The organism is Flavobacterium rakeshii (assembly GCF_009741375.1).
In the GTDB taxonomy this organism is placed as follows: domain Bacteria; phylum Bacteroidota; class Bacteroidia; order Flavobacteriales; family Flavobacteriaceae; genus Flavobacterium; species Flavobacterium rakeshii.
This window is the reverse complement of sequence record NZ_WOWP01000034.1, coordinates 1-14,151: the sequence shown is the minus strand read 5'-3', so window position 1 is coordinate 14,151 and position 14,151 is coordinate 1. Positions and strand designations below refer to the sequence as shown.

The following is a 14,151-nucleotide window of genomic DNA, read 5'->3' as shown; positions in this document are numbered from 1 at the left end:
TTGTTCGTTAACTTAAAAATTCATTAAGAATACAGATTATATGAGTGAAGAGGTAAAGCAAAACAATTATTCGGCAGACAGTATTCAGGCCCTGGAGGGAATGGAACACGTAAGGATGCGTCCTTCCATGTACATTGGAGATGTGGGTACAAGAGGTCTACACCACCTTGTTTATGAGGTAGTTGATAACTCCATAGATGAGGCTCTGGCCGGGCATTGTGATACTATCTATGTTACTATTAATGAAGATGATTCGATCACTGTAGAAGACAACGGTCGTGGTATACCAGTAGACATGCACAAGAAAGAAGGCGTGTCTGCACTTGAGGTAGTTATGACTAAAATTGGTGCCGGTGGTAAGTTTGATAAAGACTCTTACAAGGTTTCCGGTGGTTTACACGGTGTGGGTGTGTCGTGTGTTAACGCGCTATCCGATCATTTAAAAGCTACAGTATTCCGCGAAGGAAAAATATACGAACAGGAGTATGAAAGGGGTAAAGCTATTTATCCTGTAAAACAGGTTGGTGAAACCGATAAAAGAGGTACTACGGTAACCTTTAAACCGGATGCAACCATTTTTACCCAAACTACAGAATACTCTTACGATACACTTGCTGCACGTATGCGTGAGCTTTCTTTCCTTAATAAAGGTATCAGTATCACAATGACTGATATGAGAGAGAAAGATGATAAAGGTGAGTATCTAAGCGAAACATTCCATTCTGAAGAAGGTTTAAAGGAGTTTGTTAAATTCCTTGACGGTAACCGTGAGCCTATCATTGCAGAGGTAATCAGTATGGAGACAGATAAGGGTGAGATTCCTGTAGAGGTGGCGTTGGTTTACAATACCAGTTATACAGAGAATATTTTCTCTTATGTAAATAACATTAATACACACGAGGGTGGTACTCACTTATCGGGCTTCCGTAGGGGGTTAACCAATACCTTAAAGAAATATGCCGACTCATCAGGGCTTCTTGATAAGCTTAAGTTTGAGATTTCGGGTGATGACTTCCGTGAAGGTTTAACGGCAATTATCTCGGTTAAGGTGGCAGAACCTCAGTTTGAGGGGCAAACCAAAACCAAACTCGGTAACCGTGAGGTAGTGGCGCCTGTAAGCCAGGCGGTAAGTGAAATGCTTGAAAACTACCTTGAGGAAAACCCTAACGATGCTAAAACCATTGTACAAAAGGTTATTTTAGCGGCTCAGGCACGCCACGCTGCTAAAAAAGCTCGCGAAATGGTACAGCGTAAAACCGTTATGGGCGGCGGTGGTTTACCGGGTAAACTTTCTGACTGTTCTGAGCAGGATCCTGCAAAATGCGAAATATTTCTTGTTGAGGGTGACTCGGCAGGTGGTACTGCAAAACAGGGTCGTGACCGTAACTTCCAGGCTATCCTTCCGTTAAGGGGTAAAATTCTTAACGTAGAGAAAGCAATGCATCACAAAGTGTTTGAGAACGATGAGATTAAAAACATTTTTACAGCACTTGGTGTAACCGTTGGTACGGCAGAAGATAGTAAAGCACTTAACTTAGAGAAACTTCGTTATCATAAAGTAGTGATTATGTGTGATGCCGACGTTGATGGTAGCCACATTTCTACGCTTATCCTTACGTTCTTCTTTAGGTTTATGAAAGAGCTTATTGAGAACGGACACGTTTATATTGCTACTCCGCCATTGTATCTTGTTAAAAAAGGTGCTAAAAAAGAGTATGCATGGAACGACGCTCAGCGTGATATGATTAATGAAAGAATGGGTGGTGGAGCAACGATTCAGCGTTATAAAGGTCTTGGAGAGATGAACGCAGAGCAGCTTTGGGATACTACCATGGATCCGGAGTACAGAACGCTCCGTCAGGTAAGTATTGACAGTCTTGCAGAGGCAGACAGGATCTTCTCTATGCTAATGGGGGATGAAGTACCGCCACGTAGAGAGTTTATTGAGAAAAATGCGGCATATGCAAAAATTGATGCATAGGCTTTATTGATAAAATAATTATGAAAAAACGGGGTGTCATGTTAATGGCACCCCGTTTTGTATTTAAAATATAATAAAGGGTAAATATTAATGTAATATTGGTAATTTGACGTGTTTTAAATGGTTGGTTTTGTTATATTTGTTAGGAACAATAACTTTTTTTCGATAACCAATCTAAAAATATAATACTATGAAAGTAACAATTGTAGGTGCCGGTAATGTAGGTGCTACATGTGCCGATGTGATTTCTTACAGAGGCATTGCCAGTGAGGTGGTTTTATTAGATATTAAAGAAGGCTTTGCTGAGGGTAAAGCTATGGATATAATGCAATGTGCCACTACTACCGGATTTAATACAAAAGTTTCAGGAAGTACAAACGACTATTCTAAAACAGCAAACAGTAATGTGGTGGTAATAACATCGGGGGTTCCAAGAAAACCGGGTATGACCAGGGAGGAACTTATAGGTATTAATGCCGGTATTGTGAAAACTGTGGCAGATAACGTTCTTAAATATTCGCCCGATGCAATTATAGTTGTGGTGTCTAACCCAATGGATACTATGGCTTATTTAACGCTTAAGGCAACCGGATTGCCTAAAAACAGAATTATAGGTATGGGAGGGGCTCTGGATAGCTCACGCTTTAAATATTACCTGTCTAAGGCTTTAGATAAACCGTCAAACGATGTTCAGGGGATGGTTATAGGTGGTCATGGTGACACTACCATGATTCCGCTTACACGAATCGCTTCTTACAATGGTAGTCCTGTGTCTGATTTTCTTTCTCAGGAAGTGATGGACAAAGTAGCAGCCGATACTATGGTAGGAGGGGCTACATTAACAGGTTTACTGGGTACATCGGCATGGTATGCGCCGGGAGCATCTGTAGCATATCTTGTAGATAGTATTCTTAACGACCAGAGGAAAATGATACCGTGCTCGGTTTACCTTGAGGGAGAGTATGGTCAAAGTGATATTTGTATCGGTGTACCATGTATAATTGGTAAAAACGGAGTAGAGGAAATTGTTACTATAAATCTGGACGAGAAAGAGAAAGCTTTATTCGCTAAAAGCGCCGACGCTGTTAGGAATATGAATGAAGCGTTGAAATCAGTATTAGCTTAACATTTTCTTAATATATAGCAAAAGACTGCTTTAAGCAGTCTTTTTTTTATGATATATTTAGAAAATAAATTGGTTAATCTTTTGGAGAATTATATATTTGCTCGTTTTTAAAAAATGGAATAATTAATTTTTAGTACTAATGCAGAATAAGGGACTCATTAAATTTTTCGCAATTATTTTTGCGATAGTAAGTATTTACCAGCTTTCATTCACATTTGTTTCTAATGGTATTCAGGAAGATGCTAAGGCGGCTGCCGGCGGCGACTCTCAAAAAGAGCTTGCATACCTTGACTCAATTGGGAAGCAGGAAGTTTTTCTTGGTTATACTTACAATCAGGTAAGAGACAAACAAATTAACAAGGGTCTTGACCTTGAAGGTGGTATTAACGTTATCCTACAGATATCTGTAAAAGATATCCTTAAGGACTTAGCTAATAATACTACTAATCCTGTTTTCAACAAAGCTTTAGATGTGGCTGCACAGGAACAACAAGGTAATCAGGACTATCTGGACGCGTTTTTCGTAGCCTTCGCTAAAGAATCAAACGGTACAGTTAAGTTGTCTTCACCGGAAATTTTTGCTAACAGAGATTTATCTGATGATGTTAATACACAAATGTCTGACGATGAAGTTAAAACTGTTATCAAAAGAAAAGTTAATGAGGCTATTGACAGTGCATTTGGAGTACTAACAAAGCGTATAGATAAATTTGGTGTTGTACAGCCAAACCTTCAAAAACTTGGAGAATCAGGAAGAATTCTTGTAGAGCTTCCGGGTGCTAAGGATATTGACAGGGTGAAAAAACTTTTACAAAGTACAGCTCAGCTTGAATTTTGGCAAACTTACAAAGTAGACCAAATGGTAGGTGTGTTAACAGCGGCTAACGAGGCAATGAAAGCAGATGTGAAAACAACTGAACAGCCGGAGGCAGCTAAAATTGATACTCTAATTGGTAACAATGCTCAGGATTCTTCTGCTACAGCTAAAGGTAACAATCCATTATTTGAAATATTTAGCCCTGGTCCAATGGGTAGCCCTATATTAGGTATGGCTTCTGTATCAGATACGGCTAAAATTAATTCTTACTTAAAAAAGCCTGAGGTTCGTTCTGCTTTGGCGGGAGATCTTCGTTATACTCGTTTTGCATGGGGTAAAGAAGACAAAAACAATGAAGGTATAGTTGAGCTATATGCTTTAAGAGGTAACAGGGAAAACGTTCCGCCATTAAGCGGTAGTGTTATCACTGGAGCTAACGATTCATTTGACCAGTTAGGTAAGCCATGTGTAGAAATGCAAATGGATGCTAAAGGTTCAAGAGAGTGGGAAGAGTTAACAGGTCAGGCTTACCAGGAGCAAGGTAACATTGCTATTGTGCTTGATAACATTGTATACTCAGCACCGGGTGTATCTTCAGGTCCAATTTCAGGTGGACGTTCACAAATTTCAGGTTCATTTGATGTAACTGAAACAAAAGACTTAGCAAACGTATTAAGAGCAGGTAAACTTCCTGCATCTGCAGATATAGTACAATCAGAGGTTGTTGGTCCGTCATTGGGTCAGGAAGCTATTGATAACGGTATTACTTCATCTTTAGTAGGTTTATTATTAATCTCTTTCTGGATGATATTCTACTACGGTAAGGCAGGTTGGTATGCAAACATTGCACTGGCTGTTAACTTACTGTTCATTTTCGGTATCCTTGCTAGCTTAGGTGCTGTACTTACATTACCTGGTATTGCTGGTATCGTATTAACAATGGGTACTGCGGTAGATGCTAATATTATTATCTACGAAAGGGCAAAAGAAGAAATGCGTCTGGGTAAAACGCTTGAAGAGTCTATTAAGGCTTCATTTAGCTGGAAAGGTGCGATGTCTTCTATTACCGATGCTAACGTAACTACGTTCCTTACAGGTTTAGTGCTTTTAATATTCGGTACAGGTCCTGTTAAAGGTTTTGCTACTACATTACTTATAGGTATATGTACTTCTTTGTTCACAGCTATTTTTATCACAAGAGTTTTACTTGACTGGGCTGTTAACAAAAGTGGTAACTTAACTTTCAATACAAGTATTACTAAGAACTGGTTTACTAAGTTTAACTTTGATTTCCTTTCTAAAAAGAAAATTGCTTACTTTATTTCCGGATTACTTATCCTTGGTAGTTTCGCTTCGTTCTTTACAAATGGTTTAGATCAGGGTATTGACTTTGTGGGTGGACGTACTTTCCAGGTAAGGTTTGAAAACAAAGTATCTGTAGAAGAGGTTAAGAGTGTGTTAAGCGATGCTTTTGGTAGTGCTGTAGATGCTAAAGTATTTGGTACTGACGATCAGTTAAGAATTACTACCAAATATAAAGTTGATGCTCACGGTGTTGAAGTTGATAAAGAAGTTAACGAGATACTATACAATAATCTTAAGAAATTCTATTCTAAAGAGATTTCTTATGATGATTTTGTAAATACTTATGATGGAAAGACTGTAGGTATTATGCAGGCTTCTAAAGTAGGTCCTACAATTGCAAAAGATATTAAAACAAACTCTTACTGGGCTGTACTTGGTTCATTATCTATAGTATTTATTTACTTAATGCTAAGTTTTAGAAGATGGCAGTTTAGTTTAGGTGCGGTAGTAGCTGTTGCTCACGATGTTATCATCGTATTAGGTATTTACTCAGTATGTTATAAAGTAGCTCCTTTCCAAATGGAAATGAACCAGCACTTTATAGCGGCTATCCTTACGGTAATTGGTTACTCACTTAACGATACGGTAATTGTATTTGACAGGGTAAGGGAATTCCTTGGAGGTTCTGTTAAAGGAGACTTTAACAGTATCGTTAACCAGTCAATTAACACTACATTATCAAGAACAATTAATACGTCATTAACTGTAATGCTTGTATTATTAATTATGTTCATGTTTGGTGGTGAGTCTATACAAGGATTTGTATTTGCAATGCTTGTAGGTATCGTAGTAGGTACTTACTCGTCACTATTCATTGCAACTCCAATACTTGTAGATACAGTATCTGCAAAAGAGAAAAAAGCTGTTGAGACAGCTCACAATACAGCTGAATAATATAACAGATTACATTATATATAAAACCTGCCTGATTTTCAGGCAGGTTTTTTTATTTCTAAAAGAGATGTTAGCGTGATGGCTATTAAGCAATTTTTAGACTATATTAGCGTTAAAATTTAAAAGATAAATATTTTAAGAATTAATTCTCTATGGTGAACATTCAGAATGCTGCCGATAGCCTGGCAGTGGCTCAGGAAGCTTTGTTAGACGAACAGTCTACAGAAAAAACATTATCTATTATCGAACTTCTTACAAGTGGCGGTATTGGCGGTCAGATAATTATGATCGTACTGGCGGTACTTTTATTTGTAGCCATTTATCTTTATATAGAGCGATTGCTTACACTTAAAGCGGCATCTAAGGTAGATAAAGGATTTATGAATCAAATTAGGGATCATATAATGAATGGTCGTTTGGATAGTGCTAAGCTTTTATGTCAGCATACAAATACTCCGGTTTCGAGACTTGTAGAAAAAGGTATCTCAAGAATTGGTAAACCGCTTGAAGATATTAATACAGCTATTGAAAGTGCCGGTAAACTGGAAATTTACAGCCTGGAGAAAAATGTTAGTATACTTGCTACCATTTCGGGTGCGGGTCCTATGATTGGTTTCCTGGGAACTGTAGTTGGTATGGTACTTGCATTTCATGAAATAGCAAGTGGCGGAGGTCAAATTGAAGTAGATGCTCTTGCCAGTGGTATTTATACAGCAATGACAACTACCGTGGTTGGTTTGATTGTAGGTATTGTAGCTTACATAGGGTATAACCACTTAGTAGTAAAAACAGATAAAATTGTAAACCAAATGGAAGCCAACGCAGTTGAATTCCTTGACCTATTAAACGATCCGGTATAATTATGCAGTTTAGAAGCAGAAACAGGGTAACGCCCGAGTTTAACATGTCGTCAATGACAGATATTGTATTCCTGTTATTGATATTCTTTATGCTTACTTCTACCATGGTTACAACCAATGCGCTTGATCTTAACCTTCCAAATGCTAAAGGGAAGACAGAAAATAATCAAAGTGTATCTGTAAGTATAACTAAAGATTTGGAGTATTATATTGATAAGGAGCCTACAGCAGAAGAAGCGCTTGAGCCTAAACTTTTAGAATTACTTTCGGGAGATGAAAATAAAGCTATTGTATTACGTGCTGAAAAGGGTGTGCCTATTGAAAATGCTGTAATGGTGATGGATATCGCTAAAAGGAATAAGCTTAAAATAGTATTAGCAGTTAATCCTAAATAATAGGAATAATGAAATATTTAGAAACAGAACAGGAAAAGAAATCGTTTGCAATAACTGTAGCAGTATTTGCTTTGCTATTGCTTTTGTGTTTCTTTCTCGGACTTAAGTATATGGATCCGCCACCGGAAAACGGTATCGCCATTAATTTTGGTACTACTGATTATGGTATGGGGGATGTACAACCTACGCAGCCCATACAGTCGGCACCGCAACCGCAACCATCAACGCCTGAGTCATCTCCGGTTACCGAAGATGTAATTACCGAAGATGCAGTTGATGCTCCTGTTATTACTAAGGAGAAACCTAAAAAAGAACCTGCTAAAGAGCCGGAAAAACCAAAGGAAACCCCTAAGCCGCCTCAGCCGTCAAAAACGACTACAGATGCTTTAAACAGTCTTATAAACGGGCCTAAAAGCGAAGGTACTGCAACACAGGGGCAGGGTGATGATAATAAAGCCGGAGATAAGGGGAAAATTGATGGTTCTCTACAGGGTGGTTATGGTAACGGAGGTGGAGGTACAGCAGGTACCGGTTCTGGCAATTACAGGCTTGCCGGTCGTAAAGCTTTAACAAAACCGGCTCCTAAGTATTTGTGTAATGAGCAGGGGACTGTAGTAGTTGAAATCTCGGTAGATAAAAACGGTACTGTTATTTCGGCTAAGCCTGGTGCCAGAGGTACAACCAATTCGGCTAAATGTTTGTTAGATCAGGCTAAAATTGCTGCAATGAATACCAGGTTTAACAGTAGTGACAGTGCTCCTGATAAACAAATAGGTGAGATTGTTTACAACTTTAAGCTTACAGATTAGATTTAAAATTCTTGAAGATAAAAAATAAAAAGTCCCGCAAATGTGCGGGACTTTTTATTTTGTTATTTTGGGCTCTTATTAAAGCGTTTCAGTTCTTTTCTTAGAAGTAAATATAAGGTATAGTCCTACCAGTATGAAAGGTATGCTTAACCATTGACCTGTAAGTAATATAGGTTCTTTTCCTTCAAACCCTCCTTGGCTTTGTTTTACAAACTCTACTACAAAACGTACAGTCCATAATAGTACAAGGAATACTCCAAAAATAAGTCCGTGTTGTTTTCTTGAATCTGTTTTCCAGTACATGTAATATACTATAGCAAACACGAATATATAACAAAATGCTTCATATAACTGTGCCGGATGCCTATAGGGTATAGCGTTAAGTATATCGGTATACCTTGGGTCATTTTGTACAAGGTTGTATGCCTTATTGTAGTCTGTTTGTTGGGTGGCTTCCATTATGGCACGTCTGCCCAGTTCTCCTTCTTCGCCTCTAATAAATTTAACGGCTGTAGGTACATCTGCAGTAGTTTCGGTACCCAAAATCTCAGAATTGATAAAGTTTCCTATACGGATAAAAATTCCACCCAGTGTTACCGGAACCACAATACGGTCCAGCATCCATAGTACAGGTCTTTTAATGATTTTTTTACTGTAATAAAAAATTACAAGTATAATGGCAATCGCAGCACCGTGGCTGGCAAGTCCGGCAAAGCCTGTGAACTCAAATTTTGGTGTTGTTCTGAATGGTAAGAAAACATTAAGGAAGTCTTCCTTAAACAGTTCCGGTTGATAGAATATTACGTGACCTAAACGAGCGCCTATCATGGTGGCAACTATAGTATAAATAAACAGTTTGTCCAGCTTTTCCATAGATTCGCCTTCACGAACAAATATGTTTTTCATTACATACCATCCCAGTCCAAAGGCTACTACCCACATAAGGCTATAGTAACGTAAAAGGAAAAATCCAAGGTCTATACCTTCGTGAGGGTTCCATACAAAGCTTAAAGCGTGTGTCATTTTAATTGGTTTAATTTCTGTAAAAATAAATAAATGTGAAAGATTGCCAAGTCTAAAAACCGTTAATTAATGATTATGACGGCATTTTCTTTCAGGCACAGGGTCATACCCGCGTCCGCCCCATGGGTTACAGCTGGCAATACGTTTAATACTTAGCCATCCGCCTTTAAAAAGTCCGTGCGTTTGGAGGGCTTCAATAGTGTATTGAGAGCAGGTAGGGGTATAGCGGCAAGCCGAAGGCAGGAAAGGAGATATAGCACCCTGATAAAAGCGTACTAATAATACAAAGGGTGTTATTATAATTTTCCTTAATGTCAAATCATTATGATTGAATTGAAAACGTAGTACCTTCCTTGCTGTCTTTTAGTTCTATACCAAGTTCTGTCAGTTTATTTCTAATCTGGTCAGAAAGGGCAAAGTCCTTGTTAGCTCGGGCTTCATTTCTCATACCAATTAGCATGTTAACAACACCTTCAAGCTTATCGTTGTTGTTTGAAGCTGTTTTTTCGTCAACAAGTCCAAGTACATCAAAAACAAAAGCGTTTAATGTTTCAGAAAGCAGTTTAAGATCAGCTACTGTAATAGTTTCCTTATTCTCTTTCAGGAGATTGATGTAGCGAACGGCTTCAAAAAGCTGAGCTATAAGTATAGGGCTGTTAAAGTCATCGTTCATGGCATCATAGCAGGATTGTTTCCAAGCCTCGATGTCAATACTCGATTTGTCTGAAGTCTTTAGTCCTTCCAGTGCTTCAAGGGCTTCCATAAGGCGGTTAAAACCTTTTTCGGCTGCAAGAATAGCATCGTTACTAAAGTCAAGTATACTACGGTAGTGTGCTTGTAATATAAAGAAGCGGGTAACTGTTGGTGAAAATGCCTTACTAAGAATTTCATTATTACCCGAGAATATCTCTCTTGGTAAAATATTGTTCCCTGTAGATTTTGACATTTTTTTGCCGTTAAGCGTAAGCATATTGGCATGCATCCAGAAGTTTACAGGTGACTGACCTGTACAGGCTTCATTTTGGGCAATTTCACATTCATGGTGAGGGAACTTTAAGTCCATACCCCCACCGTGAATGTCAAAATGATTTCCTAAATATTTTGTACTCATAGAAGTACACTCCAGGTGCCATCCCGGGAAACCGTCACCCCAAGGTGATGGCCAACGCATAATGTGTTGTGGTTCGGCTTTTTTCCAAAGTGCAAAATCCTGAGGGTTTCTTTTTTCATCCTGTCCGGAAAGGTCGCGGGTGTTGGAAATCATGTCTTCAAGATTCCTTCCGCTTAACTTACCGTAGTGGTTGGTTTCATTAAACTTAACCACGTCAAAATATACTGAGCCGTTAGACTCGTATGCAAAACCGTTTTCTATTATTTGCTTTATGGTTTCAATTTGCTCAATAATGTGTCCTGTAGCTGTAGGCTCAATGCTTGGCGGCATATTATTAAACAGTTCAAGGATTTGGTGAAAATCTACAGAATATTGCTGAACAATTTCCATAGGTTCCAGTTTTTCTATCCTTGCCTTTTTTGCAATTTTATCCTCACCCTCATCGGCATCGTCTTCAATATGGCCTACGTCGGTAATATTACGCACGTATCTAACCTTAAAGCCAAGGTGTTTCAGGTAACGGAAAACCAGGTCAAAAGAGATAAAGGTTCTGCAGTTCCCTAAGTGTACATTACTATATACCGTAGGTCCGCAAACATACATGCCTACGCTGCCTTCGTGTATTGGGGTAAACAGTTCTTTGTCTCCGCTAAGCGAATTATAAATTTTTAAAGCCTGGTTTTTATACAATTGCATATGGGTTAATTTGAATCCGTAAGTTACGGTATAAAAATAATAGGATTAGAATTGTGTATCAAGTTTTATGTAATCTAAAAACTCTCTTCTTACATTCTCTTCTTTGAACTTTCCTCCAAATTCTGAAGTAACCGTGCTACTTTCAATATCACGAATACCTCTTGAGTTAACACAAAGGTGTTTAGCGTCAATTACACAGGCAACATCTTCGGTGTTAAGCACCTTTTTAAGTTCCTCTACAATTTGGATGGTAAGTCTTTCCTGAACCTGAGGTCTTTTTGCAAAGTAATCCACAATACGGTTCATTTTAGAAAGTCCTACAACTGTTCCGTTAGATATATAGGCTACGTGAGCACGTCCTACAATAGGAAGAAGGTGATGTTCGCAGGTAGAATAAATAGTTATATTTTTTTCTACAAGCATTTCACCATACTTATACTTGTTTTCAAATGTAGATGATCCCGGTTTTTTAGAAGGGTTCAGTCCGCCAAAAACTTCTTTTACAAACATTTTTGCCACTCGGTTAGGAGTTCCTTTAAGACTATCGTCTGTAAGGTCCATTCCCAGTGTATGTAAAATGCTTTCAACATCTTTTTTTATGGCTTCTATCTTTTGGTCATCACTCATTTCAAAAGCGTCTGCCCTTAAAGGGGTTTCTGCGCTTGTTGCAATATGGTTTTCTCCAATATCGTCTTTTAAATCCTCGTTAGCAATCATTGATACAATAATTAATATATACTCTAAAAAGTCAGGACGCAAAGATAGTTATAAAAGTTGATTTTAAAGGCTGTAGCTTTCATTGAAATTTTATTTTATTGCTTCACTTGGGTTTTGTGTAAAGATTAAATAATATGTTATGTTTGTAACAAATAATGTTTACCCTTTTAAATTTACTTAAAAAAAATAAAATGTTAAAAAAAATAAACAAGGTAGGGTAAGTTAAATAATAACTGTTATTAATAAGCGTTGTAGTATTATTATGTATGTTTTAGTTATATTTTTATACTTAAAGCTAAAAAATAATAATTTTTTCTGGTCAGCGCTTTAAATTTGTGTAAATTTCGCGTTTCAAAAAAACAATTAAAAAAATGAGAAACAAGTACCTTTTGTTGTTCTTTCTGAGCATTTTAAGTTTTAAAGGTTTTTCGCAAGCTCCGGGTTGTCCTGATGTAGGGACATATGCTCCAGCGCCTTTGTGTAACCCAGGTGATTGTACCGACCTTATTGCTGAGTATTTCGAAACAGGTGAAACTACCTCTTATGAGGTGAGTTCTGTTGATTATGCTCCGCCATATCCTTTTATTGGTGGTACACAGGTATCCGTAAATACAGATGACGTGTGGTCTCCATTGGTTACACTGCCGTTTTCATTTTGTTTTTATGGTCAAAATTATGACAATGTATTAATTGGATCAAACGGTGTTATTACATTTGATACTAACACATTTACTCCTGGGGCGTACTGTCAATACGCGTTTAGTGGGGATATACCTAATACTAGTTTTCCTATAAGAAATGCTATTTATGGTGTTTATCAGGATATTGATCCGGGTGTTAATAATACATTTGCCGACCCTAATATTAACTATGCTATTTTAGGTAGTGCGCCATGTCGCACACTTGTGGTTAACTTCTCTCAGGTAGCACAGTTTTATAGTGCTTGTGAAGGTGATCCTAATATTGGTGCCCAAACTTCTCAAATAGTATTATATGAAACAACAAATGTTGTAGAGGTATACGTTCAGAGAAGGGTGCCTTGTACTTCATGGCAAGAAGGTGTTGGTGTTATAGGTATTCAAAATGCAGGTGGTACACAGGCTGCTGTGCCTCCAGGACGTAATACAGGTAGCTGGACAGCAACAAACGAAGCTTGGAGGTTTACTCCAAACGGAGATTCAAATGTTGAGTTTTCTTGGCTTTTGGGAACTACCGAAATAGGCACAGATACTACAATTACGGTTTGTCCGGAAGAGACAACAACATATACTGCTCAGGCTATATATACTGCTTGTGATGGTACTGAAGTTGTTAAAACACAGAATGTAACGGTAGAAGTTAATGAACCTCTTGAATTAGGTACTCCTAATAACTTCTATGTATGTTCTAGTAATCCTCCTCCATATACATTTGATTTAACTGAAAATACACCGATTATTAGAAATGGTTATAACCAATTCCAGTATCCTATTACATATCACCCTTCACTTGCTGATGCTGAGGCTCCTTTTAATCAGATAATTCCTGATACTGCGTATTCTACAGATGCTAGTCAGACTATTTTTGCAAGGATAGAAAATGTACTTACAGGATGTTATCAAGTTGTTTCTTTTGATATTATAATAACAGAGGCTCCTGTTGCTGGAGAGGTTGATGATATTAATGTATGTGATTTAGACGGTAGCGGTAATGAAATTGTAGATCTTACAGTACAGTATAACGATGTTATGGCTGGATTAAATCCAAATGTTTTTGAAGTATTTTATTATGATTCACTAATTGATGCTGATTCTAATACTAATGCTATAACTACTCCGGATGCTTATGATGCTGCAGATGGTCAGACAATATTTATAAGAGTGGCTGTTATTGGTGATGAAGGATGTTATGATATAACAAATTTTAATGTTAATCTTACAGAGTTTCCTAACGATGTAGTTAGTCCTGCATCAATGGAAACGTGTGATGATGCTTCTAATGATGGTCTTGCCGAGTTTGATTTGACAGATGCTATAGATGGTATTATGGCAAATGAGCCGGGAATGACTCTTGATGTGTCTGTTCACCTTTCTCAGGCAGATGCAGATGCAAACATAAACCCTCAGGCACAACCATTATTTACGACTACTGTACCAAATGCACAAACAATCTATTTTAGAGTACAGGAGCAGGGAGCTGTAGTTGCTTCATGTTACTCAGTTGTAACAATGGATTTAATAGTTAATGAAAAACCTGTTATATTAACCCCAATCACGAACTACATTCAGTGTGACCAGACGGACCCTGATGCTAACGATGGTATTGAGGAGTTTGATTTAACTACAAAAGACACAGAAATCACCGGTGGTAATGTAGAT

The 14,151-nt window shown here is 37.9% G+C and carries 10 protein-coding genes and 1 pseudogene; 7 read left to right on the top strand and 4 right to left on the bottom strand.

All coding sequences use genetic code 11. The annotated features are described in order from the left end of the window. The first annotated feature begins 40 nt into the window (after positions 1 to 40). The 6 genes from gyrB to GN157_RS09730 all read left to right on the top strand — a co-directional run bounded on the left by gyrB (position 41) and on the right by GN157_RS09730 (position 8,247). A complete protein-coding gene (gyrB, locus tag GN157_RS09755; RefSeq protein WP_157483228.1) occupies positions 41 to 1,981 on the top strand; it encodes a DNA topoisomerase (ATP-hydrolyzing) subunit B in 1,941 nt (646 codons plus the stop codon). A 190-nt stretch (positions 1,982 to 2,171) separates the two neighbouring features. After that, on the top strand, positions 2,172 to 3,107 hold the full coding sequence (locus GN157_RS09750; RefSeq protein ID WP_157483227.1) for a malate dehydrogenase: 936 nt from the start codon (positions 2,172 to 2,174) through the stop codon (positions 3,105 to 3,107). 139 nt (positions 3,108 to 3,246) lie between these two features. Next, the gene (gene secDF, locus GN157_RS09745) at positions 3,247 to 6,183 is read left to right on the top strand and encodes a protein translocase subunit SecDF (protein ID WP_157483226.1); all 2,937 of its coding nucleotides are present in this window, start codon (positions 3,247 to 3,249) and stop codon (positions 6,181 to 6,183) included. A 152-nt stretch (positions 6,184 to 6,335) separates the two neighbouring features. Further along, entirely contained in the window at positions 6,336 to 7,043 is a 708-nt protein-coding gene (locus tag GN157_RS09740) for a MotA/TolQ/ExbB proton channel family protein (protein WP_157483225.1), read from the top strand. A gap of 2 nt (positions 7,044 to 7,045) precedes the next feature. Beyond that, positions 7,046 to 7,438, top strand: coding sequence for an ExbD/TolR family protein (locus tag GN157_RS09735; protein WP_157483224.1), 393 nt, complete (start codon positions 7,046 to 7,048; stop codon positions 7,436 to 7,438). A gap of 8 nt (positions 7,439 to 7,446) precedes the next feature. Further along, positions 7,447 to 8,247, top strand: a complete 801-nt coding sequence (locus GN157_RS09730; RefSeq protein WP_157483223.1) for an energy transducer TonB family protein — start codon at positions 7,447 to 7,449, stop codon at positions 8,245 to 8,247. Between the two features lie 78 nt (positions 8,248 to 8,325). On the opposite strand, the gene lgt is transcribed toward GN157_RS09730, so the two are convergent. From lgt to folE, 4 genes are all read right to left on the bottom strand, one after another. Then, positions 8,326 to 9,270: a prolipoprotein diacylglyceryl transferase gene (lgt, locus tag GN157_RS09725; RefSeq protein ID WP_157483222.1), complete on the bottom strand. Its 945-nt coding sequence runs from the start codon at positions 9,268 to 9,270 to the stop codon at positions 8,326 to 8,328. Between the two features lie 66 nt (positions 9,271 to 9,336). Next, positions 9,337 to 9,588: a membrane protein insertion efficiency factor YidD gene (gene yidD, locus GN157_RS09720; protein WP_157483221.1), complete on the bottom strand. Its 252-nt coding sequence runs from the start codon at positions 9,586 to 9,588 to the stop codon at positions 9,337 to 9,339. Between the two features lie 4 nt (positions 9,589 to 9,592). Further along, positions 9,593 to 11,077, bottom strand: a complete 1,485-nt coding sequence (gene cysS / locus GN157_RS09715; protein WP_157483220.1) for a cysteine--tRNA ligase — start codon at positions 11,075 to 11,077, stop codon at positions 9,593 to 9,595. Positions 11,078 to 11,122: 45 nt separating this feature from the next. Continuing rightward, on the bottom strand, positions 11,123 to 11,794 hold the full coding sequence (gene folE / locus GN157_RS09710; RefSeq protein ID WP_157483219.1) for a GTP cyclohydrolase I FolE: 672 nt from the start codon (positions 11,792 to 11,794) through the stop codon (positions 11,123 to 11,125). Between the two features lie 371 nt (positions 11,795 to 12,165). Here folE and GN157_RS09705 point away from each other — a divergent pair. Further along, positions 12,166 to 14,151, top strand: a pseudogene (locus GN157_RS09705) (hypothetical protein); the annotation flags it as partial.